Origin of the sequence: Saccharopolyspora kobensis, from assembly GCF_900108315.1 — a bacterium.
Lineage (GTDB): Bacteria > Actinomycetota > Actinomycetes > Mycobacteriales > Pseudonocardiaceae > Saccharopolyspora > Saccharopolyspora kobensis.
In genome coordinates this window covers 210768-236136 of the sequence record NZ_FNVB01000009.1, presented here as the reverse complement: position 1 = coordinate 236136, position 25369 = coordinate 210768, and the positions used below count along the sequence as shown (strand labels likewise).

The window sequence follows — 25369 nt, the reverse complement described above, 5'->3', positions numbered from 1 at the left end:
CACTCCGAACCGCTCACGACCTCAATCACGCACCGGAGTGCTCCCGGACGGACTTGATGATCGCGGCGAAGTCCTGGTCGCCGCCGCCCTCCTCGTTGAACCGGCGGTAGAGCTCGGTGGCCAGGCGGCCGATCGCGATGTCGGTGCCGCTCTGCTCGGCCGCCGAGGTGGCCAGCCGCAGGTCCTTGAGCATCAGCGCGGCGGCGAAGCCGGGCTCGTAGTCGTGGTTGGCGCGGCTGGTCTCCACCAGGTCCGGCACCGGGCAGTTCGTGGTCAGCGCCCAGCACTGGCCGGTGGAGATCGACGCCACGTCGTAGAGCGCCTGGTGCGACAGCCCGAGCCGCTCGCCGAGCACGAACGCTTCGCTCACCGCGACCATCGAGGCCCCGAGGATGAGGTTGTTGCACATCTTGGTGACCTGGCCGTTGCCCGGCCCGCCGCAGTGGATCACCTTGCGCGCCATCGGTTCCAGCAGCGGTTCGGCGCGGTGGAAGTCGTCCTCGGAGCCGCCGACCATGAACGTCAGCGTGCCCGCCTCGGCGCCGGCGGTGCCGCCGGAGACCGGGGCGTCGACCGAACCGAACCCGGCTGCCACCGCCCGCTCGTGCGCCGCCCGCGCGTCCGCAACGTCCACGGTGGACGAATCGATCAGCAGCGCGCCGGGCTCGGCCGCGGCCAGCACCTCGTCGTAGCACTCCAGCACGTGCTTGCCGCTGGGCAGCATGGTGATCACCGCATCGGCACCGGCCACCGCGTCGGCCACCGAGGCCACGGTGGTCACGCCGTGGCCGGTGGCGACCTCCAGCGCAGCCGGGATCAGGTCGTAGCCCTGCACGGTGTGCCCGGCCTTGACCAGGTTCGCCGACATCGGACCGCCCATGTGGCCCAGCCCGATGAAACCGATGACAGCCATTGTCACAACCTTTCTGCGCTGGAAATTCGAGGTCAGCCGAACAGCTTCGGCTCGTCGGCGGCCGGGGCGAAGAACTCCGCCACCCGCGCATCGTCCACTTCGGACAAGGTGGCGGGCGTCCACCGCGGGTTGCGGTCCTTGTCGACCAGGGTCGCCCGCACGCCCTCGACGAAGTCACCGATCCGCACGCAGGCCATGGCCAGCCGGTACTCCTGCGCGAGCGCCTCCTCCAGCGAGGCGTAACCGCTGCGCAGCGCCTTGAGCGTGACCTTGAGCGAGGTCGGCGACTTCTGCTCGATCACCTCGGCGGCCTCGCGGGCCGCGGCTTCCGGCCGCTCCCGCAGCCGCTCCAGGACCTCCTCGACGCTGTCGGCCGAGTAGGCCGCGTCGATCCACTCCCGGTGCTCGGCCAGCGGCGCGTCCGGGGTGGGCGCGGCGAACTTGCGCAGCACCTCGTCGACCTGGCCGCCGGCCAGCGCGTCGATGAGCTCGGGCAGCGTGGCGCTGTCCAGGAAGTAGTCGGCGATGCCGCAGTGCACCGCGTCCGCGCCCCCGATCGGGGTGCCGGTCAGGGCCAGGTGCGTGCCGAGCTCGCCAGGCGTGCGGGAGAGCAGGTAGGTGCCGCCGACGTCCGGGATGAAGCCGATGCCCACCTCCGGCATGCCGACCTTGGAGCGCTCGGTGACCACCCGGTGCGAGCCGTGCGCGGAGATGCCGACGCCGCCGCCCATGCAGATGCCGTCCATGATCCCCACGACCGGCTTCGGGTAGCCCGCCAGCGCCGAGTTGAGCCGGTACTCCTCGGTCCAGAACGCGGTGGGCAGCGACTCGTCGCCGGCCTTGGCCGCGTCGTGCAGCGCCCGCACGTCACCGCCTGCGCACAGCCCTCGCTCGCCCGCCCCGTCGATCAGGACGGCCGCGATGTGCTCGGCGTTGCGCCACTGCTCGATGGCCTCGGTCATCGCCCGCACCATGCCCAAGGTCAGCGAGTTGAGCGCCTTTGGCCGGTTGAGCGTGATCCGTCCGAGTGAATCCTGTTCGCGAACCAGGACCTCGGGCTCCGTCATGTTGCGACTCCTGTGTCTCTCGTGCGCGCGAACCTGCCCTACGCTCCCACCGCAATTTCAATTGAAATCAGACGTCCGATTTCAATTGAAATTGCGGAACACCGGGCTCACGTCGAGCACTGCGGGGCCTCCCAGTCCGCGCCGGTGCGCCGGTCGTTCCCGTGCTGCGGCGTCACTCCGCCAGCAGGCTCCGGGAGACGATCAGGCGCATGATCTCGTTGGTGCCTTCCAGGATCTGATGCACCCGCAGGTCGCGGACGATCTTCTCCAGGCCGTACTCGGCAAGGTAGCCGTAACCACCGTGGATCTGAAGCGCTTCGTTGGCCACCGCGAACCCGGTGTCGGTGGCCAGCCGCTTGGCCATCGCGCACAGCCGGGTCGCCGCGGGCTCCTTGGCGTCCAGCGCCGACGCCGCCCGCCACAGCAGCAACCGGGCGGCCTCCAGCTCGGTGGCCATGTCGGCCAGCTTGAACTGCAGCGCCTCGAACTCGCTGAGCTTGACGCCGAAGGCGGTGCGCTCCCGCACGTAACCGAGGCTCTTCTCCAGCGCGGCCTGCGCTCCGCCCAGCGAGCACGCGCCGATGCTGAGCCGTCCGCCGTCCAGCCCGGTCATCGCGATCCGGAAGCCGATCCCCTCCTCGCCGAGCCGCTGGTCGGCGGGCACCCGGACACCGTCGAAGATCACCTGCCTGGTGGGCTGGGCGTTCCAGCCCATCTTCTTCTCGTTCGCCCCGAACGACAGCCCCGGCGCACCGGCTTCGACGACGAAGGTCGAGATGCCCTTCGCGCCCTGCTCGCCGGTGCGGGCCATCACCACGTAGACGTCCGAGCTGCCACCACCGGAGATGAACTGCTTGACGCCGGTGAGCAGGTAGTCGTCGCCGTCGCGGACCGCGCGGGTCTGCAGCGCGGCGGCGTCCGAACCGGCTCCCGGCTCGGTGAGGCAGTAGCTCGCCAGGCGCTCCATCGAGCACAGCTGCGGCAACCATCGGGCGCGCTGCGCGTCGGTGCCGAAGCGGTCGATCATGCCCGCGCACATGTTGTGGATGGAGATGTAGGCGGCGATCGACGGATCACCGCCGGCCAGCGCCTCGAAGATCAGCGCCGAGTCGAACCGGCTGAGGCCGCTGCCGCCGACCGACTCGTCGACGTAGATCCCGCCCATGCCGAGCTGCCCGGCCAGCCGCAGCGTCTCGACCGGGAAGTGCTTGGCCTGATCCCACTCCACCGCGTGCGGCGCGAGCTGTTCGGCGGCGAACTCCCGCGCGGCATCGCGGATCGCGCGCTGGTCGTCGGTGAGCTCGAACGCCGACGCCGGGCCGGCTACCGCTGCAACGGACACGTCCACTCCTTCGCATTCGGTGGTCTCGACGCGAAACCGCCGGTTCCTGCGCGGCGGCACCGGCCCTCCGGTGCCGCCGCCCGGGTTCAGTGCATGGTCGGGATGGTGAAGCTGGCGCCTTCCTTCAGCCCGGAGGGCCAGCGCGAGGTGACCGTCTTGGTCTTGGTGTAGAAGCGGATCGAGTCCGGGCCGTGCTGGTTCAGGTCGCCGAATCCGGAGCGCTTCCAGCCGCCGAAGGTGTGGTAGGCGATCGGCACCGGGATCGGCACGTTCACGCCGACCATGCCGGTGTTGACCCGGGAGACGAACTCGCGGGCCGCGTCCCCGTCGCGGGTGAAGATCGCCACGCCGTTGCCGTACTCGTGCTCGCTGGGCAGCCGCAGCGCCTCGTCGTAGTCGGCGGCGCGCACCACCGACAGCACCGGGCCGAAGATCTCCTCGCGGTAGATCCGCATGTCCGGGGTGACGTGGTCGAACAGCGAAGCGCCGAGGAAGAAACCGTCCTCGTGCCCGGCGAGCGCGAAGTCCCGTCCGTCGACCAGCAGCTGAGCGCCCTCCTCGACACCAGCCCCGATCAGGTCCAGCACCCGCTGCCGCGCTTGCCCGGTGACCAGCGGGCCGAAGTCGGCGTCGGCGTCGAAGCTGGTGCCGATCTTGAGCTCGCCGACCCGCTCGACCAGCTTCTCCACCAGCGCGTTCGCGGTGGCCTCGCCGACCGGAACGGCCACCGAGATGGCCATGCAGCGCTCCCCCGCCGAGCCGTAGCCGGCGCCGATGAGCGCGTCGACGGCCTGGTCGAGATCCGCATCGGGCATCACGATCAGGTGGTTCTTGGCGCCGCCGAAGCACTGCGCGCGCTTCCCGTGGGCCGCGGCGGTGGTGTAGATGTACTCGGCGATCGCCGACGAGCCGACGAACCCGACGGCCTGCACGCGCGGCTCGGTCAGGATCGCGTCGACCGCGGTCTTGTCGCCGTTGACCACGTTGAAGATGCCCGGCGGCAGCCCGGCCTCGACGAACAGCTCGGCCAGCCGCAGCGGCACCGAGGGGTCCCGCTCGGAGGGCTTGAGCACGAAGGCGTTGCCGCAGGCGATGGCCGGCGCGGCCTTCCACAGCGGGATCATCGCCGGGAAGTTGAACGGCGTGATGCCCGCGACCACGCCCAGCGGCTGCCGCATCGAGTACACGTCGATGCCGGTGCCCGCGCTCTCGCTGTACTCGCCCTTGAGCAGGTGCGGGATGCCGACGGCGAACTCGACGACCTCCAGCCCGCGCTGGATGTCGCCCTTGGCGTCGGCGACGGTCTTGCCGTGCTCGGCGGCCAGCAGCCGGGCCAGCGAGTCCATCTCCTCGTTGACCAGCTGCAGGAAGCGCATCAGCACCCGCGCCCGCTTCTGCGGGTTGAGCGCGGCCCAGGCCGGCTGCGCCTCGGCGGCGTTGTCGACCGCCGCCACGACCTCCGCCTCCGACGCCAGCGGCACCCGGGCCTGCACCCGCCCGGTGTTGGGGTCGAACACGTCGCCGAAGGAACCCGAGGTCCCCGCGACGCGCTTGCCGCCGATGAAGTGCTCCAGCTCGTTGGTCATCTCGCAACGCACCTTCCGCCGTACCGGCCGGTAATTACTCGGAAGTCAAACCTTTGGTACCCCAATCATTCCCAGAAGCGAGCCACCCGCAACAGGGTGTGACGCGTCACACTTTCGCTTCAACTGGGGCGCGAACCACCCCGACGGGCCCGAGGACACCCCTGAAACCACGCCCGCTGCCGCCCGGCGAACGCGAATCGACGGCATACCGCCCACCCCGGGCCGGACCGGTGGCGATTTCGCGCGTGATCGGCACCGAGCAGACCGCCGCGCAGGATAGGCGCGGCGAACGGGTCAGAGCTCGGAGCCGAGGTACTTCTCGAGGATTTCGGCGAGTTCGGGGCCGAGCGGGTACTCGTCGGGCTTGGCCACCCAGGCGTAGGCGTCGTGCTCGGTCAGCCTCACTTCGACCACCGGTTCGACCAGGACCGACCAGGTGTGCTGGCGGTTGAAGCGGCCCTTCTTGGTCGTGTAGTCGAAGGCTCCCAGGTACCCGGTGATCTCCTTGACCCGGAGGCCGGTCTCCTCGCGGACCTCGCGGTGCAGCGCGGTGGTCAGGTCTTCGCCTGGATCGACCTTGCCGCCGGGGAACTCCCACTCCCCGCCGCGGGAGTCCTCCGCGCACCGGCGCACCAGCAGGGCCCGTCCGTCGACGTCGATGAGGGCCGCGACGATCTGCTGCTCGACACCGTCAGCGGCGTCGTGGCGAGTCAGGTCGGCCATGTCGGCCAAGTGCATGCGGGCCGTCCTCCCGGGCTTTCGGCCACGGTACCGCAGGGCAGATCCGGCTATTCGGCCGTGCAGAGCGCGTCAGACATCCGGCGGACGACTTCCAACCCGTCCGGGGCCAACGAGTAGCAGATCTGGGTGCCATCGCGACGGGTGCGCACCAGACCCGCGTCCCGGAGCGTGCGCAGGTGCCCGGAGATCGTGGGCTGGCTGACGCCGAAGTGATCGGTGAAATCGCAGGCGCAGATCTCGCCCTCCCGGCGCAGGCGTTCGAGCATGCCGAGGCGGATGGGATGCCCCATCGCCCGGAACAGCGCCGCGGCGCGCGTCAGATCGTCGTTGCCCACCCTCACATCGTATCGCCAACTTCCTATACATTGATCATAGGCACATCCCTATATAGGAGGACGGCGATGGCGACAGGTGTGAACGAGCTGGTCCTGGAGGTGGCGGACCTGGCCGCCGCCGAGCGCTTCTACACCGAGGTCCTCGGCTTTCCCGTCATCGAGCGCTGGGAAGGCGATCACTGGCGGCACCGGGAAGCGGTGTGGGTGCTGGCCGGAGGAACCCGGATAGGCCTGTGGAAGCCGGCCCTCGGCATCGCGCGCGCCCGCGGCGGCGTGCACGTGCACTACGCGCTGTCGGTGGACGACCAGGAGTACGACGCGGTGGTCGAGCGGATCCGCGGCCTCGGTGTGCAGGTGGACGAGGTCGAGTTCGGCCCGGGCAACGCGCGCTCGGCGTACGTGGCCGATCCGGACCACAACGTCGTCGAGTTCTGGACCTGGGACGTGACCGCGGGCAGCCCCGGCGCTCCGCGCGCGATCAGCGAAGCCGTTCCCGGTCTCTGATCCGACGCTGGCCGGCCGGTCCGCGCAGGCTCGTCCACAACGGACTCGACGCGCGGGCCGGCTGCGCAGCCCGCCGCGCCCGCTGGACTCGCGGCACGGGCCGCCGGGCACCTGAGTCCACAAAGCACGGCGCAGCGCGCTGATCGGCGGCCGCGGGCTTACCCTGCAACGCATGTCCTCCGAATCACCGGACATCTGGGCGATGGCCGACCTGGCCACGCCGTTCGCGGTTCGGACCGCGGCCACCCTGCGCGTGCCGGACGTGGTCAAGGACGGCCCGCTGCCGCTCGCCGAGATCGCGCGCCGGTGCCACGCCGTGGCAGATCCGCTGGGCCGGGTGCTGCGTTTCCTGGTGCACCACGGCATGTTCACCGAACCGGAGCCCGACGTCTTCGGACCCAACGACGCCTCCAACGCGCTGCGCAGCGATCTGGTCGACGGGCCGCGTTCCTGGCTCGACCTCGACGGTGCGGTCGGCCGCGCCGATCTCGCGTTCGTCGAACTCATCGAGCAGGTGCGCGGGCACCACCCCGCGTACGCGGCAGCGTTCGGCCGGTCCTTCTGGGAGGACCTGGCGCACAACTCGCAGCTGTCGGAATCCTTCGACACCTTGATGGAGACCAAGACCCACGGGATCGCTCCGCTGGTCGCCGACGCGCACGACTGGACCCGCTACGCGCAGGTCGCCGACGTCGGCGGCGGCAAGGGCGTGCTGCTCGCCGAACTCCTCCGCCGGTACCCGCAACTGCGCGGCGTCCTGGTCGATCTGTCCGGGCCCGCCGGCCACGCCACCGCCTACCTGCGGGAGCAGGGCGTCCTGGAACGGGCCGAGGTGGTGGCGGCGAGCTTCTTCGAACCACTGCCCGCCCGCGCCGACGCGGTGATCATCTGCGATGTCCTGGGCGATTGGGACGACGAGGACGCCGCCCAGATCCTGCGGCACTGCGGTCAGGCGATGGAACCCGGCGGCCGGGTGCTGATCGTCGAACTGCTGCCCGACACCGACCGGATGGCCACGTTCACCGAGATGGACCTGCGGATGATGGTCTACGTCGGCGGCCGGATGCGCGACCTCGACCGCACCCAACGGGTCGCGGCCGCGGCCGGGCTGTCCGTCGAGGACTTCACCCCGCTGGACAACGGCTACGCGATCATCGAGTGCCGCTCTGCGCCCTAGCCACCTTGGCGGCGACCGGCTCGCGCCAGTCCTCCGGGAGATCGGCCAGGCCGCGCGCGACGTGGTCGAGCAGCTCCGCGCCGCGGTTCATCAGCACCGCGAACACCTCGGCCACCTGCACGCCGTGCTCCGGGCGCGAGAGCACCTCGACGGCGTCCCCCGCGGTGACCTCGCCCGGCTCCTCCACCGCGAGGTAAGCCCCGGTCCTGCCGTGCGCGGTGAACTCCTTCACCAGTGTCTGGACGTCCCAGAACCCGGCGAAGACCCGGCACGGGGTGCGCGGTCCGGTCACCCGGAGCACCGCCCCGCCGATCCGCCACCGCTCGCCGATCACCGCCGAGCTGCTGTCGACGCCGGTCAGCGTGAGGTTCTCCCCCGCGTTGCCCGGCACCAGCTCCCGCCCCAGCACCCGGGACCAGTGCGCGAGTTCCTCCCGGTCGAAGGCGTAGGCGGCCTGGTACCACGCACCGTGGTGCTTGCGGTCGCACACCGTGTCCCCGCGCACCCCGGTCGGCTCGAACAGGACCGGACGCGCCACCGGCTGCTTGTCGATACCGCTGCGCCCGACTCGCCCGGTCCACTCCCCGGTCCGCACCACCGCGACGTTCACCGACTGGACGATCCCCATACCCAGAACCTACGTCGCGGCCCATCCGCGCCGGCAACCGACACCCGCATTCACCGGAAGCGGCGAGCGGAAGACCCGCTCGTCGAGCCTGCTCCGACGCGGTTCCGCGGCGCAGGCGAACCGGAACGGGCGCCAACGGGTGATCCGGCACTCTTTCAACGGCATTCCTCCTCCCTGTTCGGCATAACGGAATTGAGGCGCTGATCCGAAGGGCAACAACCATGCAGACCACCACGCGCGACGACCTCCTGCTCCGCACCGCCGGCGGTGAAGACACCGCGAGCCTCGTGGAGCTGCTCGGCACCGCTTACCGCGACGAGCCCCGCATGGCTTCTCTGCTTCCCGATCGGACGCACCGGGAATCCCGGCTGCGCAAGCTTTTTCCCCTGCTGCTCAGCAACGACCACAGCACCGAGATCGCGGTGGCCGACGGTCGGCCGCAGGCCGCGGCGGTGTGGGAGCGACCCGGTGGCCAGGCACCCGCTCTCGGCCAGCGCCTCGCCCACCTCCCCGCACTGCTCTCCGTCTTCCGGTGGCGCCTCCGGGACACCGCGCGGGCGATCCAGACGTTCAACGCGACCGACAGCCACCGCCCGGACGAGCCGCACTGGCACCTGTTCGCCCTCGCGACCGCGCCGCAGGCGCGCGGCGGCGGAATCGCCCGCGCGCTGCTGGAGTCCGGGCTCGCCCGCGCCGACACCCACGACACGCCGGTGTACCTGGAAACCACGGCGCACGCCGGAGTGGCCCACTTCGAGCGGTTCGGCTTCCGGGTGATCCACGAGTTCCCGATCGCCGGCGGCCTGACCGCGTACGGGATGTGGCGCCCGGCCCGGCGCTGATCCGATCGCGTCAGGGTCGCAGCCCGGCCACCAGGTCGGCGGGGGCGAACCGGACCGGGAATGGTCGCTCCGGTTCGAAAAGCTCCTCGCCGACCACCCGCGCCACCCGCTGGTAGTCGCTGCCGCCGACCAGCTCCCACGCGGTCACCGAGGGCACCTCCAGGTCCGGATCGACGAGCCAGAAGTGCTGGCTGCCCAATCTGGCGTGGGCGGCCTTCCGCAGGCTGATGTCGTTCAGCCTGCTGCTCGGCGATGCGACCTCGACCGCGAGCACCGGTGCGGCCTGCAGGTTCTTCAACGTCAGATCGGCGTAGCGCGCGACCACGAGGTCCGGCCGCAGCTCGGTGTAGAGGTCCTGCCGCACCGCGAACGGCGCGGCGAGCACCCGGTAGGCGGGCGGACTCGCCCTGTGCAGGCGGACGAACAGGGCACCCAGCGCCTCCTGGTGCGGCCATCCAGCTGCCGCGCCCACCAGCAGCTCACCGTCTACGAGCTCGTACCGGCGCCCGTCCTCCGGAAACGCCTCCAGGTCCTGGACCGTGAACCGACGGCCACCAAGATCGATCGACATCGCGTGCTCCCTCCACTCGTGCGGCCCCGGTTTTCGAGGTCCCGCATATAAAGAGGAGCGAAGGTGCCGCACAGATACAGCCGGCGCCGATGATCACCTGAACGGGTTGAAAACCCCTGCTGCAAAAGAGAAGTGGGCGGGAACCCGACGCCTGGGTTCCCGCCCACTCGCACCATCGCGATATTTCCGACACCCCGCCACAGGGCCGCTGGTGCGTCTCGGGTGGCCGGCTGCGCGCCGACCACGGTCTCAACCGGTCAGTGGAACTGCGCGGCCTCGGTCGAACCGGCCAGCGCCGTGGTCGAGGAGTCCGGGCTGACCGCGGTGCTGATCAGGTCGAAGTAGCCGGTGCCCGCCTCGCGCTGGTGGCGGGTCGCGGTGTAGCCGTCGGCCTCGGCGGCGAACTCGCGCTCCTGCAGCTCCACGTAGGAGGTCATGCCGTCCGCCGCGTAGCCCTTGGCCAGGTCGTACATGCCGTAGTTCAGCGAGTGGAAGCCGGCCAGCGTGATGAACTGGAACTTGTAGCCCATGTGGCCCAGCTCCCGCTGGAACTTGGCGATCGTCGCGTCGTCCAGGTTCTTCTTCCAGTTGAACGACGGCGAGCAGTTGTAGGCCAGCATCTGGTCCGGGAACTTCGCCTTGACCGCCTCGGCGAACTTGCGCGCCACCTCCAGGTCCGGGGTGGAGGTCTCCATCCAGATCAGGTCCGAGTGCGGCGCGTAGGCCAGCGCGCGGGTGATGCACGGCTCGATGCCGTTGCGCACCTTGTAGAAGCCCTCCGGAGTGCGCTCACCGGTGGTGTACTGCTGGTCGCGCTCGTCGACGTCGCTGGTCAGCAGCGTCGCGGCCTGCGCGTCGGTGCGGGCGATGACGAGGCTGGGCACGCCGGCGACGTCCGCGGCCAGCCGCGCCGCGTTGAGCGTCTTGACGTGCTGGCTGGTGGGGATGAGCACCTTGCCGCCCAGGTGGCCGCACTTCTTCTCGGAGGCCAGCTGGTCCTCCCAGTGCACGCCCGCCGCACCAGCGGTGATCATGCCCTTCATCAGCTCGTAGGCGTTGAGGACGCCACCGAAGCCGGCCTCGGCGTCGGCGACGATCGGCGCCAGCCAGTGGATGTCCTCGCGCTCACCGCCCGGCGTCTCCGGGTCCAGCGCCTCGGACCAGTTGATCTGGTCGGCGCGCTTGAGCGCGTTGTTGATCCGGCGGACCACCGACGGGACCGAGTTCGCCGGGTAGAGGCTCTGGTCCGGGTAGGTCTCACCGGCCAGGTTGGCGTCGGCGGCGACCTGCCAGCCGGACAGGTAGATGGCCTGCAGACCGGCGCGGACCTGCTGGACCGCCTGGTTGCCGGTCAGCGCACCCAGCGAGTTGACGTAGTCGGTCTCGTGCAACAGCTTCCACAGCCGCTCGGCACCCTGCCGGGCGAGGGTGTGCTCCTCGCGCAGCGAGCCGCGGAGGCGGATCACGGTCTCGGCGGAGTGGGTGCGCTCGATGCCCTTCCACCGCGGGTTGGTGTCCCAGTCGCGCTGCAGCTCCTCAGCGGCCTGCTTCGCCTGCTCGCGGATGCTCATCTTGTTCCCCTTCCGGGCTCTCCTGCGGCCTGTTGCAACCCAGTTTTGCCCCCGCTCCGGCCAAACACGACCAGATTTTCGCGGTAATTTTCGAGATTTTTCTGCTAGCATCAACGCCATGACGGAGTTCGCCAGCGAAGAAGACCGCAATTTTTCGACGGAACACGACCTTCTGGTGTTCGGTCAGCGCCTGCGGCACTTGCGCCGCGCCGCCGGGCTCACCCTCGTCGAGCTGGGTGAACGGGTCGGGCGCGCGCCGTCGCAGCTGTCGCTGCTGGAGAACGGCCACCGCGAGCCGAAGCTGTCGCTGCTGCGCGGGCTGGCCGATGCGCTGGGCACCTCCGTCGACGAACTGCTGTCCAAGAAGCCGCCGAACCGGCGCGCCGAGCTGGAGATCGCCGTGGAGAAGGCGCAGCTCGACCCGATCTACCAGCGGCTGGGCGTGCCGCCGCTGAAGGTCGGCAAGCGCGTGCCCACCGAGGCGCTGGAGCACGTGCTCGCGCTCTACGAGGAGCTCAGGCGCCGGGAGACCAAGCAGGTCGCCACCCCGGAGGAGGCCCGCAAGGCCAACGCCGAGCTGCGCCGGATGATGCGCGAGCACGGCAACTACTTCCCGGAGATCGAGAAGGCGGCCGCGGGCATCCTGGACAAGGTCGGCTACCACGGCGGACCGCTGTCGGAGGGGCAGATCCAGGCGATCGCCACCCACCTCGGCTTCGGGCTGCGGTTCGTCACCGACCTGCCGCGGTCGGTCCGCTCGGTCACCGACCTGAAGAACCGCCGGATCTTCCTGCGCCGCGAATCGCTGGGCATGCACAGCCCGCGGACCATCCTGCTGCAGACGCTCGGCCACCTCACCCTCGGCCACAGCCAGCCCCGCGACTTCGCGGACTTCCTGCGCCAGCGCGTCGAGGCGAACTACTTCGCCGCGGCCGTGCTGGTGCCCGAGCAGACGGCGGTGCCCTTCCTGCAGGACGCCAAGGCCGAGCGCGACCTCGCGGTGGAGGACATGCGGGACGTCTTCTCGGTGTCCTACGAGATGGCCGCGCACCGGTTCACCAACCTGGCCACCCAGTACCTGGACCTGGTCTGCCACTTCGTGCGCAACGACGAGACCGGCATCATCTACAAGGCCTACGAGAACGACGGCCTGGTCTTCCCCAGCGACGCGACCGGCGCGATCGAGGGCCAGCGGATGTGCCGGTACTGGTCCGGCCGCCAGGTGTTCGCCTCCCAGGACCGCTACTCGACCTACTACCAGTACACCGACAAGCCGGGCGCGACCCACTGGTGCGTCGCGCACGTCGACCCGAGCCGCGGCCGCGACTTCGCCATCACGCTCGGCGTGCCCTACGCCGAGTCGCGCTGGTTCCGCGGCCGCGACACCAACAACCACTCCAAGTCCAAGTGCCCGAACGGCGAGTGCTGCCAGCGTCCGCCGGCGGAGCTGGCCAGCCGCTGGGAGGGAATGGTGTGGCCGTCGGCGCGGGCGCACTCGCACGTGCTCGCCGCGCTCCCCGCCGACACCTTCCCCGGCGTCGACGAGGCCGACGTCTACGCGTTCGTGGAGGCCCACCAGAGCTGACCAATGTGGACCGACGCGCTAGGCCCGGCCGGGCGGCCCGCCCGTCGACGCCAACCGCTCGCGGAGCTCCGCGTTGACACCCAGGCCGAACTTCGCGACCGTGCCGGACGTGCTGGCCGAAGCTCTCGGCCGGATGATCCGCGCCCTGACGTAGCGCTTCGCGCTGATGCCCTCCTGGATCGGGGATCCCGCGCCGGGAGGGCATCTGCGCGAGCGGCGGTCGTCTCCGCACGCGGTCGTCGCCCGTTCTGCCTACTATGCCGGTTGTGATCTCGCACGCCGATGTCCTCGCCCGCGCGGAAGCCGATGACGCCACCCTCCCGCTGCTCACCATCGACGAGTTCTTCGCCGGCAACACCGACGAGGCGTCCCTGGCGCCGAACCAGTGGGGGTACGGACGCCCGGAGCTGAGGGAGATCGAACGGCGGCTCCGCGAGCTGGCGGAGGAACCCGGCGTGCGCTGGGTGCGGGTGCAGCTGCACGGCGACACCCACGACCTCGACGGAATCGTCGCCGAAGCCATCGCGATCTGCACGGACAAGGAAGCCGCCGAGATCGCGGAACTCCTCGACACCGAATCGCTGCAAGCGGACGGCGTCATCGACGGCTACGCGACCGAGGACACCGGCGACGAACCCGAGATCCCGGCCGGAAGCCGCGTCCTCTCCGTCGTCTGGGACTGAACAGCTCAGATCGTTGACCGGATGTGCGGCAGCGCGATGTTCCACAGCGGTGGCATCGCACCGTCGGCGGGCATCGGTTGCTCGGGCGGCGCAGCCTCGGTCCGGTGCTCACCGGTGAAGTCCGGGCTCGGTCCGACCCGCGGTGCGCGAACGCGCGAACGCGCCGCGAGCTCCTTCCCGCGCTCTAGGTCTCCGGCCGCAAGCTCGGCCAGCCATTCGGGGCCGTCCGTCGCGGCGGTCAAGTCGTCGAGGGCGCGGATCGGATCGCCCACCTGATCGCGCACCAGCACACCGCGGGCGTACTGGAGGACGCGGCGGTCCAGCGGCCGGTCGATCCACGTCGTGAGCGCCATGTCGCAGCAGTGGACGGCGGTCTTGGGCTGCCCGTGCAGCAGTGCCGAGCAGATGTCCATCAACCACGCGTCGGGAGTCCACATGCCACCACCGGCGACCCGCCATTGCATCGCCATCCGGTAGAGGCCGTACCAATCACCCTTGTCCAACAACGCCGTGCAGGCTTCGCGGAACGACGAATGCGGAGCAGGTGGTTTGACGCGCACCGGTTCAACCTACTCCCGCGTTCGGACGCATCACCGGGCATGACCTTCACGCCAGCACGCCGCGCAGGAATGCTTCGACCGCGCGGGAGAGTTGCGCGCGGCTGGCCGCGCTGCCGGGTTCGGGCGCGTCCAGCGATCGGCTGCCGATGATCCGGTCGAACACCAACCCCTCGCACAGGCTGACCAGATCAGCGCCTGCCGCTTCCGGGTCCGGCGCTTGCAGGGCCGCCATCAGTCCCACCGCCAGCTGACGGGAAAACGCTGCCCGCGCCAGTGGTTCGTGCAGGTCAACGCTCGCGTTGACCTCGGCTACCAGCGCATATCTCGCGATGGTGTCGCTGCGCCGCTCCCCCAGCATGCGATCCAGGTGGGTCGCGATCCGATCGGCCGCAGCACGAACATCCGGCGGAGGTGCCGAACCGCCGAAGGCGTCGAAGTCCGCCCGCGCTCGGACCGCCAAGCGCGCCACCGCGGCTTCCAGCAGCGCTCGGCGGGTGCGCATGTAGTACGACGTGGAACCGCGCGGCAGCTCCAACCTCGCGTCCACGGCCAAGTGCGTCAGCGCCCGGACGCCGTGCTCGGCGACGAGCTCGATCGCGGCATCGGCGATCCGCGTCCGGCGGTCCTGCTCACACATGGCTCGGCCTCCTCATCAGCACCGCTACTCTACATCCATAGAGGCTCTATGGATGTAGAGGAGCGGTGATGCGCAACCGACCTGATCTGCGCGAACGCTTCGACGTGGCCGCCGCGCGCGAAGGCTTCGAACTCGACGCCGTGCAGCAACTGGTGGCCGACGAACTCGCCGAACTGGGCACCGCCCTGCAGAAGCGCTTCCGCCGACCGCGCGGCCTGTACCTGCACGGCCCGGTGGGGCGCGGCAAGAGCTTCCTGGTGAACACGTTCTTCGCCGAAGTGCCCGTCCAGGCCAAGCTGCGAGTGCACTTCCACGACTTCTTCGACCGGCTGCACCGGATCATCGCGCGCATCCGAGCGTCGAACCGGGCGAACGCTGTGAACAGCGCGCTCGCCGAGCTCGTCGGAGGCACGCGACTGCTGTGCTTCGACGAGTTCCACGTGCACGATCCCGGCGATGCCGCACTGGTCACCAAACTGCTGCGCGCCCTGCTCGCACGCCGCGTCGCGCTCGTGACCACGTCGAACTACCGCCCCGCCGATCTCCTGCCCAACCCGCTGTTCCACCACCTGTTCCAGCCCGCGATCGAACTCGTCGAAGGGCATCTGAACGTGGTCGAGCTCGGCGGCGGCCCGGACTACCGACGAGCCGGCGGGCGCGGGAATCCGGGCTTCGCGAGCGGAACCTGGTCGACGTCGCCGCCCGGGGAGCTCCGCACCCCCACCACAGCCGAACGAACGATGATCGAGATCGACGGACGGCCCCTGCGCGCTTCGGCCGTGCGCGACGGCTTGGTGTGGTTCGACTTCGACGAGCTTTGCGCGACCGCCACCTCGACGAAGGACTACCTCGCGCTCGCCGCGCGGTTCAGCACCTGGGTGATCACCGGTGTTCCGCGGTTGACCCACCGCGACGCGGAAGCCCAGCAGCGATTCGCCAACCTCGTGGACGTGCTGTCCGAAAAGGACGCGACCCTGCACGTGGTGGCCCAGCAGGACATCGCGGGCACCCTGGCCTGCGGCCGCGACACCGACCGGACGGAGAGCCGCCTGGCGCTGCTCGAATCCCGCAGCTGAACAGCGGAGGCCCCGCACCTGCGATGCGGAGCCTCGCTGCTGATCAGCGCTGTCAACCGAGCACGGTGACTTCCAGCTTCCGAACCGGGTCGACGACGCTGTCGGTCGTGGCGACAGTGCCATCGATGACGTCGTGAACGCCATCGGCGAGGGCTGTGCCGCCGCCCAGCAGGCCGAGGCCCGTTGCCGCCAACATTGCGATCACGAACGAACGCAAGCGCATTGCTCAGTCTCCATTCCGGGGTTGAGGTGTGCGCCTCGAAGTCTGGTTCGCGGTGCCACCGCGCGCCCGTGCACGCACCCTTCTGGCCCGGGGCCTCACTCGATCAGCGTGGCCACCTCGCACGATCGGCGACCGCGAGCCGCTGCGGCCGAAGCACTCCCGAAAGCGCGAAAAGGCCACCAGAACGCCAAGTGCCTTCCTCCCCGGCCGGGAAGGAAGGCACCTGCGGGAGATCTCGCTACTTCTTGCCCTTGGCCTTGTCGTCCTTGGACTCGTCGGTGGACAGCGCGGCGACGAAGGCCTCCTGCGGGACCTCGACGCGACCGATGGTCTTCATCCGCTTCTTGCCCTCCTTCTGCTTCTCCAGCAGCTTGCGCTTCCGGCTGATGTCACCGCCGTAGCACTTGGCGAGCACGTCCTTGCGGATCGCGCGGATCGTCTCGCGGGCGATGATCCGCGAGCCGATCGCCGCCTGGATCGGCACCTCGAACTGCTGGCGCGGGATCAGCTCGCGCAGCTTGGTGGCCATCTTCGTCCCGTAGCCGTAGGCCGCGTCGCGGTGCACGATCGCGCTGAAGGCGTCCACCGGCTCGCCCTGCAGCAGGATGTCGACCTTGACCAGGTTCGACGACTGCATCCCCGACTCCTCGTAGTCCATCGAGGCGTAGCCGCGGGTGCGGGACTTGAGCTGGTCGAAGAAGTCGAAGACGATCTCCGCCAGCGGCAGCGTGTAGCGCAGCTCGACGCGGGTCTCCGACAGGTAGTCCATGCCGGACAGCTGACCGCGGCGGCTCTGGCACAGCTCCATGATCGTGCCGACGAACTCCGACGGCGCGATGATGGTGCACTTCGCGACCGGCTCGAAGACGTCCTTGATCTTGCCCTCCGGCCAGTCCGACGGGTTGGTGACGACCAGCTCGCTGCCGTCCTCCATGCCCACCTCGTAGACCACGTTCGGCGCGGTGGAGATCAGGTTCAGCTTGAACTCGCGCTCCAGCCGGTCGCGGGTGATCTCCAGGTGCAGCAGCCCGAGGAACCCGCAGCGGAACCCGAAGCCCAGCGCGCCGGAGGTCTCCGGCTCGTAGGTCAGCGCGGCGTCGTTGAGCTGCAGCTTGTCCAGCGCCTCGCGCAGCAGCGGGTAGTCGGTGCCGTCCACCGGGTAGAGCCCGGAGTACACCATCGGCTTGGGCTCGCGGTAGCCGCTCAGCGCGTCCTCGGCGCCCTTGCGCTCGGAGGTGATCGTGTCGCCGACCTTGGACTGGCGGACGTCCTTCACACCGGTGATCAGGTAGCCGACCTCGCCGACGCCGAGGCCTGCCGAGGGCTTGGGCTCGGGCGAGATGATGCCGACTTCCAGCAGCTCGTGGGTGGCATCGGTGGACATCATCCGGATCCGCTGCCGCGGCGTGATCTTGCCGTCCACCACCCGGATGTAGGTGACCACACCGCGGTAGGTGTCGTAGACCGAGTCGAAGATCATGGCGCGCGGCGGGGCATCGGCATCGCCCTGCGGCGCCGGGATCTGCCGCACGACCTCGTCGAGCACCGCGTCGACGCCCTCACCGGTCTTCGCCGACACGCGCAGCACGTCCTCCGGCTCGCAGCCGATGATGTGCGCCAGCTCGGCGGCGTACTTGTCCGGCTCCGCGGCGGGCAGGTCGATCTTGTTCAGCACCGGGATGATCTGCAGCTCGTGCTCCATCGCCAGGTACAGGTTGGCGAGCGTCTGCGCCTCGATGCCCTGCGCGGCGTCGACCAGCAGGATCGCGCCCTCGCACGCGGCCAGCGACCGGCTGACCTCGTAGGTGAAGTCGACGTGACCGGGCGTGTCGATCATGTGCAGCACGTGGTCGACACCGTCGGAGGTCCACGGCAGGCGCACGTTCTGCGCCTTGATCGTGATGCCGCGCTCCCGCTCGATGTCCATCCGGTCGAGGTACTGGGCCCGGTACGCGCGTTCCTCCAGCACACCGGTCAGCTGCAGCATGCGGTCGGCCAGCGTCGACTTGCCGTGGTCGATGTGCGCGATGATGCAGAAGTTCCGGATCCGCTCCGGGGGCGTGAACGTGGTGTCGGCGAAACTGCTCACTCAGTGTTCCTCGCGGATGTCGGCTGGTGCGGGGGTTCACCCCATGGTCCCACGACACGCCAAGTGCCCGATGTCCAACTCCGGGTCATCCCCGATGCCACCGCCGCTCGCACGGTGCTGAGCTGGTCGTATGAGTGGTTTTCCGGAGTTCGCCCTGGACCGTGCTTTCGGTCACCCGCGCGGTTTGCTGGGCACCGTGGGCGGCTGGCTGATGGCCCACCACAACGCGGCGACCGAGCAGCAGGTCGTCCGGCTGGCCCGGCTCTCCGGCTCCGAGCGGGTGCTGGTCGTCGGGCCGGGCCCGGGTGTGGGACTGCGGGCGGCCGCCGGGCAGGCGGCGCAGGTGGTGGGCGTCGAGCCTTCCGAGCAGATGCGGCAAGCCGCCGCGCACCGCTGCACCGGCTTGGCGAACGTGGCGCTGCAGGACGGCGACGCCGAGTCGACCGGCCAGCCGGACGCGGCGTTCGACGTGGCGCTGAGCGTCAACAACGTGCAGCTGTGGCCCGACCGGATCGCGGCGCTCACCGAGCTGCGCCGAGTGCTGCGGCCCGGTGGCGCTCTGCTGCTGTCCACCCACGCCCAGTGGCTGCCCGGTGGACGCGCCGGGCTCGACTCGGACGTGCGCGCGGCCGGGTTCACCGACGTGCAGGTGTGGGCCTGGCAGCCGCCGGGCCGGGCCGGCGCGCAGGTGCAGGCCCGCGCCGTTCGCCCGGAATGACCGGTCGTTACCGTTGACGGCCGGTGACCCGACCGGACGAGCTCTTTGGAGGACCACCAGATGTCGTTGGGCTTGACGCTGCCCAAGGCCGAGCTGCACCTGCACATCGAAGGAACCATCGAACCGGAGCTGGTGTTCGGCCTGGCCCGGCGCAACGGCGTGGAGCTGCCCTTCGCGACCGTGGACGACCTGCGCCGCCGGTACGTCTTCGACGACCTGCAGTCCTTCCTCGACCTCTACTACCTGTCGATGGCCGTGCTGCGCACCGCGCAGGACTTCACCGACCTCACCGACGCCTACCTGGCCAAGGCCCGCGAGCAGGGCGTCCGCCACGCGGAGATCTTCTTCGACCCGCAGGCCCACGTCTCCCGCGGCGTCCCGCTGGCGGAGGTGCTGACCGGCCTGACCGAGTCGCTGCGGACCAGCCGGGAGCGCTTCGGCATCTCCACCCGGCTGATCGCGTGCTTCCTGCGCGACCTCGGGCCGCAGGAAGCGCTGGCGACCTGGGAGACGTTGCAGCCGCACTTGGAGCACATCGACGGCATCGGCCTGGACTCCGCCGAGGTGGGCCACCCGCCGCAGCTGTTCGAGCCGGTCTTCACCCGGGCCCGCGAAGCAGGTCTGCACGTGGTCGCGCACGCCGGTGAGGAAGGGCCGCCGGAGTACGTCTGGCAGGCCATCGACGTGCTCGGCGTGGAGCGCGTCGACCACGGCATCCGGTCGGTGGAGGACGGCGCGCTGCTCAAGCGCCTCGCCGCTGACCGCACTCCGCTCACGGTGTGCCCGCTGTCGAACGTCCGCTTGCGCTGCGTGCCGGAGCTCTCCCGGCACCCGCTACCGCGACTGCTGGAGGCCGGCGTGCTGGTGACGATCAACTCCGACGACCCGTCCTACTTCGGCGGCTACGTCGGCGAGAACTTCACCGCGCTGCAAGAAGCCCTGAAGCTCGACGACTCGGTGCTGCGCCAGTTCGCCGCCGACTCCTTCCGGGCCTCGTTCCTCCCCGAGGCGGAGCGCGACGCCCTGATCGCCGAGATCGAGTAGCGATCGCCGCAGCGCGCCGTCAGGCCCGGGCGAGCTCGACCAGGTGATCGGCGAGCTCGCCCGGCCTGGTGAGCGGCACCAGGTGGCTGGTGTCGAGATCGCGCACCGCGAACGGGTTCTCCGGAGTCGCGCACGGTCGGAGCGTCGACGCAGACGTAGACCAGCACGCCAACTCGCCCGGCACCACGTTGGCGACCCGGGTGACCACGTTGCCGCCGAGCGCCTCCGCATAGGCTCGCCGGGCGCCGAGAACGAGCAATCGCTCAGTTCTCGGCGTCCGGCCAGACCACACCGGAGAGCGCCCGCAGCCCCCGCGCCACTTCAGCCGCGCTCGGGGCGTCCTCGGGCGAGACCATCCACTGCAGCATCACCCCGGACAGCAGCGCCATGTGCACCGATCCCAGGCTGCGCACCTGGTCGTCCGGGAGGGAACCCTCGGCGGTGACCAGCAGCGCTGCCGCCTGTCCCGCCCTGCCCTGCCGCATCCCGTCGGCCAGCCGGTCGCGCAGCTCCGACGAGCGCGCGGCCTGCATGAAGGCCTCGACGCTGGCCAGCCACAGCGGGCGGTGGCTGGTGAACGAATCGATCATCCGCGTCCACATCGCCTCGAACCGCTCCGCCGTCCCGGCGTCGCTCCCACCTTCGGCACCGAGGGTGCGCGCCACTTCGGCACCCCACTCGTCCATCGCTTCGAACAGCGCGGCGTTGAGCAGGTTCTCGCGGGATCCGAAGTGGTAGCCGATCGCGGCCATGCTGACGCCCGCCTCGGTCGCGATGTCGCGCACCGTCGAGCGCTCGTAGCCCTTGTCGAGCAAGCAGCGCTTCGCCCCGGCCAGCAGATCCTCGCGGTTTCCCATGGCCGGACCCTAGCAGTCGATGGCACGAACGCCTCAGACGATCGCCTTGCACAAGTGTATTGCGCGTTTGCCCAAATCCTGTATAGCGTTCCTCCGCACCGGACGCCGACCCGGCGGTCCACGACGGAGAGGAGCGGCCAATGACCGGCCGCACGCGACATTCGAAGACGTTCGCCGTTCTGCTGGCGGCCGGACTGACCGCAGGGCTCGCCGCGTGCGGACCGCAACAGCCGGACGACCCGGTGGTGCTGACCGATTCCGGTCCTGTGCGCGGCGCCGTGACCGAGCAGACCCGGTCCTTCAGCGGCATCCCGTACGCGGCCCCGCCCACCGGTTCCCGCCGCTGGGCACCGCCGCAGCCCGCGCAGCCGTGGAACACGCCCCGCGATGCGACGCGCAAGGGCAACTCGTGCCCGCAGGTCGGCGTGGAGATCGGCGAACCGAGCACGACGGAGGACTGCTTGTACCTCAACGTCACCGCACCGCGGCAGGCCGCGGACCGGCCGCTACCGGTGATGGTCTACCTCCACGGCGGCAGCTTCGTCGACGGCGTCGGGCACCGCTACGACCCGACACCCCTGGTGACCAGGGGCGATGTCATCGTGGTGACCGTCAACTACCGGCTCGGCGTCTTCGGCTTCCTCAGCCACCCGGCCCTCGGAGCCACCGGCGATTACGGGCTCCAGGACCAGCAGGCCGCGCTGCGCTGGGTCCAGCGCAACGCGCGGGCTTTCGGCGGTGACCCGGGCAACGTGACGCTGTTCGGCGAGTCGGGAGGCGGGTTCTCGGTGTGCGACAACCTGGTCTCACCCGGCTCCGCCGGGCTCTTCCACCGCGCGATCATCCAGAGCGCCCCGTGCGCTGTTCAGTGGTCCCCCGAAACGACCTCCGCACCGCGCCCGAGGGCCATCGCCACGCAGCAGGGAGTCGGACTGGCAGCTCGCGCCGGGTGCGCCGATGAGGCGACAGCGGCGGACTGCCTGCGGCGCAAACCGGTACCGGAACTGCTGGAAGTCGCCGAGGGGGACAACTTCAGCCCCGCGCTCGGCGGCACCGCGCTGCCGTTGGACCCGGCGACCGCGCTGGAAAGCGGCCGGTTCGAACGAGTTCCCGTGCTGCACGGCATCAACCGCGACGAAGAGCGCTTCATGACCATGGGCGCGGAGCTGATGAACGGCCGGCCGCTGAGCTTCGAGCAGTACCGCGCGGAAGTGGCGCAGCTGTTCCCGGCCCACGCCGATGCCGTGATCGGCGAATACGGCTGCTACGACGACAGTTGCGCGAGCCTGGCGAGATCAGCCGCGATCACCGACCACCGCTGGGCGAAGGCCTCGCTGGACACCGCCACCGCACTGGCCCGCTGGACACCCACCTACAGCTACGAATTCGCACCGCAGGAAGCGCCCTGGCACGCAGGAGTCCCCCGGCCGCCCTACCCGATGGGCGCCTACCACACCGCCGAGCTGCCGTACCTGTTCAACGCGGACTGGGCCGAGCCGCTGGACCAAGCGCAGCGGGAGCTCGCCGTCCAGATGATCGGCTACTGGACGCGGTTCGCGGCCACCGGAGATCCCAACGGTGACGGCGCCGCGCGGTGGGACCGGCATGCGGTCTTGGCGCTGGAATCCGGCCGGCCGGGCGGCATCGCGGCCCGGGACTTCGCCGCCGAGCACCGCTACGAGTTCTGGACCGCGATCGGCTGAACCGGGCGTTGCGGTTCCACTCTCGTCAGAGGTTCCGGACGTCGACGCGCAGCGGGTGGTCCGACGGGATCTCCACCAGCACGATTCGCATGCCGTCGGGGTCGGCGATCCAGGCCTCGTGCAGGCCCCACGGCTTGCACTCGGGCTCGGCCAGCACGGTGACGCCGCGCTCGCGGAGCTGCTCGAACTCCGCCCGCACATCGCGCACCTGCACCCAGAGCACCTGGTCCGGGCTCGGCCCGGGGCCGCCGCTGCCGGAGATCTCCAGCAACCCCTGCCCGAGGAAGAACACCGTGCCACCGGGGAACTCCCGGGCGATCGCCAACCCGAGCACGTCCCGGTAGAAGCGCAGCGAACGGTCCCGCTCGCGCGGCCGGAGGATCAACCGGCTGGCCAAGACATCCATGCCCCATTCCTACCCGGCCGAACCGCGAATCGCCGGATCAGCTCGCCGCAGCCACCGAACGCTCCGCTCCGCGAAGCGGTTCGCGGGCTGATCAGGCGATGCCGAGGAGAACGACCCCGGTGAGGACGACGAGCGCTCCCGCCATGCGGCGGCCGGGTTGGGACTCGCCGAGGAAGCGCCAGGCCAGCAGACCCGCGATGACGATGCTCAGCTCGCGGGCCGGGGCCACCAGGCTCACCGGGGCGAGCTGCATCGCGAACAGGACGAGGACGTAGGCCAGCGGCGAGAGCAGCGCCACCGCCAGCACCGCCGCGCGGTGCTCGGACCAGACCGCGGCGATCTGGGCCCGGCGGCGGGCCGCGTAGGGGGCGAGCAGTCCGGAGCGGGCGAAGTTGTTCGCCCAGTCGTACAGCAGCGGGGACAGCGCCAGGCCGGTCACCGCATAGGCGTCCCACACCGTGTAGATCGCGATCAGTGAACCGGTCAGGACGCCGAACCCGACCCCGGCCAGGCTCGCACCGGAGCGGGGCAGACCATCGGACAGCCCGATCACCAGCACTCCCGCGATCACCAGCAGACCCCCGGCGACCCCGAGCCAGCCCGGCCGCTCGCCCAGCACCAGCACCGCGATCAGCATCGCCAGCATCGGGCCGGTGCCCCTGGCCAGCGGGTAGACCACCGACATGTCACCGACGGCGTAACCGCGCTGCAGCAGCAGGAAGTAGGCCAGGTGCACGACCGCGCTGGCGAGCACGCCCAGCACCCAGTCGCCCAGCGGCGGAACGCCGGACAGCAGCAGCGCCCCGGCGGCCACCGGCAGGTACAGCACCGCCGAGCAGGTGGCGGTCAGCCAGACGAAACCGGCGCCTGCCGATCCGGCCCGCTTGGCGAAGAAGTTCCAGCCCGCGTGGGCGAACGCAGCGGCCACGACGAGAACAACGGCGACCAGACCCATGGAACCCTCTCCGCACCGCGCGGGCGCGCGGCAGCCGGGTTCCTCCAGGCTTTTGTCCCGTCAGATGTACGACCGCGTCCGTTCGGCGGTCGCCGGTGCCGCTCGGACCGGTCCCCCGCGCTCCTGGTTGTGGCGATCTGCGTCGGAGCGGGAGCGGAACCCTAGGCACAGCCAGCCGTGATGCTACGCCGCGCGGACCTCCTGGCTGAAGGATCTTGTGGGCTGCGGCACCATCGCCGCTACGCGCCGGCGGCCATCTTCCAGCCGAGGCTGATGACGAGGCCGACGACCACGGTCAGGAAGACCCGGCGCACGAAACCGGATCCGCGCCGGGCGGCCAGCATCGCGCCGAGCACGCTGCCCGCGATGTTGCTCAGCGCCATCAGGATTCCCAGGCCCCAGAGCACCTTGCCCGCCGGGATGAAGAAGATCAGCGCGCCGATGTTGGTCGCGACGTTGACCACCTTCGCCGTGGCCGATGCCGTGAGGAAGGCGAAGCCGACCAGGCCCACCAGCAGGAACACCAGGAACGATCCGGTTCCGGGACCGGCGATGCCGTCCCAGAAGCCGATCACCGCACCGCCCGCGAGCATCACGAGCAGCTGGACGCGGCGCTGGAAGCGCGGCGCGTCCACCGACCCGAGATCGGGCTTTCGCCAGGTGTAGATGCCCACGGCCACCAGCGCCGCCAGCACGATGATGTTGAGCACGTACGAGGGCAGCGCGTTGGCGAGCATCGCTCCGCCCAGCGATCCCAGCAGCGCCACCAGCGCCATCGACAGCGCGGCGCTCCAGTCGATCGGCGTGCGCTTGGCGTAGGTGCGGGCGGCCGCGGCGGTGCCCGCGATCGCCGCGACCTTGTTGGTGGCCAGCGAGTAGATCACCTCGCCGCCCGGCAGGAGCAGCAGCATCGCGGGCAGCTGGATCAGCCCGCCGCCACCGACGATGGCGTCGACCGCACCCGCGAGGAACGCCGCCGCGCAGAGGAAGAGCAGTCCGGCGAGGGTGAGATCGGCGAAACCAGGCCAGTTCAGGGCATCCAGCACGAGGATCGACCTTATGGTCTGCGGGGACCGGTTCCGAGCCGATGTGATCGCTCTCGCGCCCGCTCGCCCGGCCGACATCCGCCCAGGTCGCGGCTGTTAACATGGTCGACCGTGCCGTGCGGCGTTCCGCCGTGGAGGAAACCTGCCCCCGGGCAGGGCCGAGTCAAGCGCGGCACGACCGATTCGACAGACGCGAAAGAGGCGAACAGTGGCCAACATCAAGTCCCAGATGAAGCGGATCAAGACCAACGAGAAGAACCGGCAGCGCAACAAGGCCGTGAAGTCCTCGCTGAAGACCGCGATCCGCAAGTTCCGCGAGGCCGCTGCCGCCGGTGAGAAGGACAAGGCCATCGAGCTGCAGCGCGCCGCCAGCCGCGAGCTGGACAAGGCCGCCAGCAAGGGCGTCATCCACCGCAACCAGGCCGCCAACAAGAAGTCGGCTCTGGCGCAGCGCGTCAACGAGCTCTGAGTTCGGTCTGCTCAACGGCCCCTTCCCCGCGCGGGGAAGGG

Annotated in this window: 28 protein-coding genes; 10 read left to right on the top strand and 18 right to left on the bottom strand. The window is 70.1% G+C overall.

Annotation, left to right across the window (positions count from 1 at the left end; genetic code table 11):
• Positions 1 to 25 precede the first annotated feature (25 nt).
• The 6 genes from mmsB to C4T78_RS28235 all read right to left on the bottom strand — a co-directional run bounded on the left by mmsB (position 26) and on the right by C4T78_RS28235 (position 5984).
• A complete protein-coding gene (mmsB, locus tag C4T78_RS28260) occupies positions 26 to 913 on the bottom strand; it encodes a 3-hydroxyisobutyrate dehydrogenase (protein WP_093351664.1) in 888 nt (295 codons plus the stop codon).
• A 32-nt stretch (positions 914 to 945) separates the two neighbouring features.
• Positions 946 to 1980: an enoyl-CoA hydratase/isomerase family protein gene (locus tag C4T78_RS28255; RefSeq protein ID WP_093351661.1), complete on the bottom strand. Its 1035-nt coding sequence runs from the start codon at positions 1978 to 1980 to the stop codon at positions 946 to 948.
• A 172-nt stretch (positions 1981 to 2152) separates the two neighbouring features.
• A complete protein-coding gene (locus C4T78_RS28250) occupies positions 2153 to 3322 on the bottom strand; it encodes an isobutyryl-CoA dehydrogenase (RefSeq protein ID WP_093352101.1) in 1170 nt (389 codons plus the stop codon).
• 86 nt (positions 3323 to 3408) lie between these two features.
• Entirely contained in the window at positions 3409 to 4908 is a 1500-nt protein-coding gene (locus C4T78_RS28245) for a CoA-acylating methylmalonate-semialdehyde dehydrogenase (RefSeq protein WP_093351659.1), read from the bottom strand.
• 294 nt (positions 4909 to 5202) lie between these two features.
• Positions 5203 to 5646, bottom strand: coding sequence for an NUDIX hydrolase (locus C4T78_RS28240; protein WP_093351656.1), 444 nt, complete (start codon positions 5644 to 5646; stop codon positions 5203 to 5205).
• Between the two features lie 50 nt (positions 5647 to 5696).
• On the bottom strand, positions 5697 to 5984 hold the full coding sequence (locus C4T78_RS28235) for an ArsR/SmtB family transcription factor (protein ID WP_143185827.1): 288 nt from the start codon (positions 5982 to 5984) through the stop codon (positions 5697 to 5699).
• Between the two features lie 66 nt (positions 5985 to 6050).
• On the opposite strand from C4T78_RS28235, the gene C4T78_RS28230 reads away from it, so the two are divergent.
• Both C4T78_RS28230 and C4T78_RS28225 read left to right on the top strand, forming a co-directional pair.
• Positions 6051 to 6488 (top strand): VOC family protein, encoded by a 438-nt coding sequence (locus tag C4T78_RS28230; protein WP_093351654.1) that lies wholly within the window; start codon positions 6051 to 6053, stop codon positions 6486 to 6488.
• 172 nt (positions 6489 to 6660) lie between these two features.
• A complete protein-coding gene (locus tag C4T78_RS28225) occupies positions 6661 to 7665 on the top strand; it encodes a methyltransferase (protein WP_235863483.1) in 1005 nt (334 codons plus the stop codon).
• Here the strand turns inward: C4T78_RS28225 and C4T78_RS28220 are convergent.
• Positions 7640 to 8293 (bottom strand): MOSC domain-containing protein, encoded by a 654-nt coding sequence (locus tag C4T78_RS28220; protein WP_093351649.1) that lies wholly within the window; start codon positions 8291 to 8293, stop codon positions 7640 to 7642. The genes C4T78_RS28225 and C4T78_RS28220 overlap by 26 nt on opposite strands.
• Before the next feature lie 221 nt (positions 8294 to 8514).
• Here C4T78_RS28220 and C4T78_RS28215 point away from each other — a divergent pair, with 221 nt between their 5' ends.
• A complete protein-coding gene (locus C4T78_RS28215; RefSeq protein ID WP_093351646.1) occupies positions 8515 to 9135 on the top strand; it encodes a GNAT family N-acetyltransferase in 621 nt (206 codons plus the stop codon).
• A 10-nt stretch (positions 9136 to 9145) separates the two neighbouring features.
• On the opposite strand, the gene C4T78_RS28210 is transcribed toward C4T78_RS28215, so the two are convergent.
• The gene (locus C4T78_RS28210; protein WP_093351644.1) at positions 9146 to 9706 is read right to left on the bottom strand and encodes a Uma2 family endonuclease; all 561 of its coding nucleotides are present in this window, start codon (positions 9704 to 9706) and stop codon (positions 9146 to 9148) included.
• A 257-nt stretch (positions 9707 to 9963) separates the two neighbouring features.
• Entirely contained in the window at positions 9964 to 11277 is a 1314-nt protein-coding gene (gene aceA / locus C4T78_RS28205) for an isocitrate lyase (protein ID WP_093351641.1), read from the bottom strand.
• Positions 11278 to 11395: 118 nt separating this feature from the next.
• Here aceA and C4T78_RS28200 point away from each other — a divergent pair, with 118 nt between their 5' ends.
• On the top strand, positions 11396 to 12862 hold the full coding sequence (locus C4T78_RS28200) for an XRE family transcriptional regulator (RefSeq protein WP_093152223.1): 1467 nt from the start codon (positions 11396 to 11398) through the stop codon (positions 12860 to 12862).
• A 266-nt stretch (positions 12863 to 13128) separates the two neighbouring features.
• A complete protein-coding gene (locus C4T78_RS28195; protein WP_093351639.1) occupies positions 13129 to 13545 on the top strand; it encodes a YfbO family protein in 417 nt (138 codons plus the stop codon).
• A 5-nt stretch (positions 13546 to 13550) separates the two neighbouring features.
• On the opposite strand, the gene C4T78_RS28190 is transcribed toward C4T78_RS28195, so the two are convergent.
• Positions 13551 to 14105 (bottom strand): hypothetical protein, encoded by a 555-nt coding sequence (locus C4T78_RS28190; protein WP_143185825.1) that lies wholly within the window; start codon positions 14103 to 14105, stop codon positions 13551 to 13553.
• Between the two features lie 46 nt (positions 14106 to 14151).
• On the bottom strand, positions 14152 to 14742 hold the full coding sequence (locus tag C4T78_RS28185; RefSeq protein WP_093351634.1) for a TetR/AcrR family transcriptional regulator: 591 nt from the start codon (positions 14740 to 14742) through the stop codon (positions 14152 to 14154).
• Positions 14743 to 14810: 68 nt separating this feature from the next.
• Between C4T78_RS28185 and zapE the strand changes: the two genes are divergently transcribed.
• Positions 14811 to 15818, top strand: coding sequence for a cell division protein ZapE (gene zapE / locus C4T78_RS28180; protein ID WP_093351631.1), 1008 nt, complete (start codon positions 14811 to 14813; stop codon positions 15816 to 15818).
• A gap of 52 nt (positions 15819 to 15870) precedes the next feature.
• On the opposite strand, the gene C4T78_RS36570 is transcribed toward zapE, so the two are convergent.
• Positions 15871 to 16041: a hypothetical protein gene (locus C4T78_RS36570; RefSeq protein ID WP_177247559.1), complete on the bottom strand. Its 171-nt coding sequence runs from the start codon at positions 16039 to 16041 to the stop codon at positions 15871 to 15873.
• A gap of 238 nt (positions 16042 to 16279) precedes the next feature.
• A complete protein-coding gene (gene lepA, locus C4T78_RS28175; protein WP_093351629.1) occupies positions 16280 to 18130 on the bottom strand; it encodes a translation elongation factor 4 in 1851 nt (616 codons plus the stop codon).
• Positions 18131 to 18260: 130 nt separating this feature from the next.
• Here lepA and C4T78_RS28170 point away from each other — a divergent pair, with 130 nt between their 5' ends.
• Both C4T78_RS28170 and C4T78_RS28165 read left to right on the top strand, forming a co-directional pair.
• Positions 18261 to 18848, top strand: a complete 588-nt coding sequence (locus C4T78_RS28170) for a class I SAM-dependent methyltransferase (protein ID WP_093351626.1) — start codon at positions 18261 to 18263, stop codon at positions 18846 to 18848.
• Between the two features lie 60 nt (positions 18849 to 18908).
• Entirely contained in the window at positions 18909 to 19892 is a 984-nt protein-coding gene (locus C4T78_RS28165; RefSeq protein WP_177247558.1) for an adenosine deaminase, read from the top strand.
• Positions 19893 to 19911: 19 nt separating this feature from the next.
• Here the strand turns inward: C4T78_RS28165 and C4T78_RS28160 are convergent, their stop codons facing one another.
• Positions 19912 to 20151, bottom strand: a complete 240-nt coding sequence (locus C4T78_RS28160) for a hypothetical protein (RefSeq protein WP_093351624.1) — start codon at positions 20149 to 20151, stop codon at positions 19912 to 19914.
• A gap of 4 nt (positions 20152 to 20155) precedes the next feature.
• A complete protein-coding gene (locus C4T78_RS28155; RefSeq protein ID WP_093351621.1) occupies positions 20156 to 20749 on the bottom strand; it encodes a TetR/AcrR family transcriptional regulator in 594 nt (197 codons plus the stop codon).
• A 140-nt stretch (positions 20750 to 20889) separates the two neighbouring features.
• Here C4T78_RS28155 and C4T78_RS28150 point away from each other — a divergent pair, with 140 nt between their 5' ends.
• Positions 20890 to 22452 carry a carboxylesterase/lipase family protein gene (locus C4T78_RS28150; protein ID WP_093351619.1) on the top strand — a complete coding sequence of 521 codons (1563 nt, stop codon included), beginning with the start codon at positions 20890 to 20892 and terminating at the stop codon, positions 22450 to 22452.
• Between the two features lie 25 nt (positions 22453 to 22477).
• Here the strand turns inward: C4T78_RS28150 and C4T78_RS28145 are convergent, their stop codons facing one another.
• From C4T78_RS28145 to C4T78_RS28135, 3 genes are all read right to left on the bottom strand, one after another.
• Positions 22478 to 22858 carry a VOC family protein gene (locus C4T78_RS28145; protein ID WP_093351616.1) on the bottom strand — a complete coding sequence of 127 codons (381 nt, stop codon included), beginning with the start codon at positions 22856 to 22858 and terminating at the stop codon, positions 22478 to 22480.
• Between the two features lie 91 nt (positions 22859 to 22949).
• Complete coding sequence (locus C4T78_RS28140; protein ID WP_093351613.1) at positions 22950 to 23813, bottom strand: EamA family transporter; 864 nt, start codon at positions 23811 to 23813, stop codon at positions 22950 to 22952.
• Positions 23814 to 24052: 239 nt separating this feature from the next.
• Positions 24053 to 24859 (bottom strand): TSUP family transporter, encoded by an 807-nt coding sequence (locus C4T78_RS28135; protein ID WP_093351611.1) that lies wholly within the window; start codon positions 24857 to 24859, stop codon positions 24053 to 24055.
• A 208-nt stretch (positions 24860 to 25067) separates the two neighbouring features.
• On the opposite strand from C4T78_RS28135, the gene rpsT reads away from it, so the two are divergent.
• Positions 25068 to 25328: a 30S ribosomal protein S20 gene (rpsT, locus tag C4T78_RS28130; protein WP_093152258.1), complete on the top strand. Its 261-nt coding sequence runs from the start codon at positions 25068 to 25070 to the stop codon at positions 25326 to 25328.
• Positions 25329 to 25369 lie beyond the last annotated feature (41 nt).

Coding starts and splice junctions, on each gene's coding strand:
- C4T78_RS28210 (WP_093351644.1), bottom strand. CDS start 9,706: ATGTCGATCGATCTTGGTGGCCGTCGGTTCACGGTCCAGGACCTGGAG.
- zapE (WP_093351631.1), top strand. CDS start 14,811: ATGCGCAACCGACCTGATCTGCGCGAACGCTTCGACGTGGCCGCCGCG.
- C4T78_RS28215 (WP_093351646.1), top strand. CDS start 8,515: ATGCAGACCACCACGCGCGACGACCTCCTGCTCCGCACCGCCGGCGGT.
- C4T78_RS28155 (WP_093351621.1), bottom strand. CDS start 20,749: ATGGGAAACCGCGAGGATCTGCTGGCCGGGGCGAAGCGCTGCTTGCTC.
- C4T78_RS28240 (WP_093351656.1), bottom strand. CDS start 5,646: ATGCACTTGGCCGACATGGCCGACCTGACTCGCCACGACGCCGCTGAC.
- C4T78_RS28200 (WP_093152223.1), top strand. CDS start 11,396: ATGACGGAGTTCGCCAGCGAAGAAGACCGCAATTTTTCGACGGAACAC.
- C4T78_RS28170 (WP_093351626.1), top strand. CDS start 18,261: ATGAGTGGTTTTCCGGAGTTCGCCCTGGACCGTGCTTTCGGTCACCCG.
- C4T78_RS28145 (WP_093351616.1), bottom strand. CDS start 22,858: ATGGATGTCTTGGCCAGCCGGTTGATCCTCCGGCCGCGCGAGCGGGAC.
- C4T78_RS36570 (WP_177247559.1), bottom strand. CDS start 16,041: ATGCGCTTGCGTTCGTTCGTGATCGCAATGTTGGCGGCAACGGGCCTC.
- C4T78_RS28165 (WP_177247558.1), top strand. CDS start 18,909: ATGTCGTTGGGCTTGACGCTGCCCAAGGCCGAGCTGCACCTGCACATC.
- C4T78_RS28230 (WP_093351654.1), top strand. CDS start 6,051: ATGGCGACAGGTGTGAACGAGCTGGTCCTGGAGGTGGCGGACCTGGCC.
- C4T78_RS28185 (WP_093351634.1), bottom strand. CDS start 14,742: ATGTGTGAGCAGGACCGCCGGACGCGGATCGCCGATGCCGCGATCGAG.
- C4T78_RS28140 (WP_093351613.1), bottom strand. CDS start 23,813: ATGGGTCTGGTCGCCGTTGTTCTCGTCGTGGCCGCTGCGTTCGCCCAC.
- C4T78_RS28150 (WP_093351619.1), top strand. CDS start 20,890: ATGACCGGCCGCACGCGACATTCGAAGACGTTCGCCGTTCTGCTGGCG.
- C4T78_RS28255 (WP_093351661.1), bottom strand. CDS start 1,980: ATGACGGAGCCCGAGGTCCTGGTTCGCGAACAGGATTCACTCGGACGG.
- C4T78_RS28220 (WP_093351649.1), bottom strand. CDS start 8,293: ATGGGGATCGTCCAGTCGGTGAACGTCGCGGTGGTGCGGACCGGGGAG.
- C4T78_RS28225 (WP_235863483.1), top strand. CDS start 6,661: ATGTCCTCCGAATCACCGGACATCTGGGCGATGGCCGACCTGGCCACG.
- mmsB (WP_093351664.1), bottom strand. CDS start 913: ATGGCTGTCATCGGTTTCATCGGGCTGGGCCACATGGGCGGTCCGATG.
- aceA (WP_093351641.1), bottom strand. CDS start 11,277: ATGAGCATCCGCGAGCAGGCGAAGCAGGCCGCTGAGGAGCTGCAGCGC.
- C4T78_RS28245 (WP_093351659.1), bottom strand. CDS start 4,908: ATGACCAACGAGCTGGAGCACTTCATCGGCGGCAAGCGCGTCGCGGGG.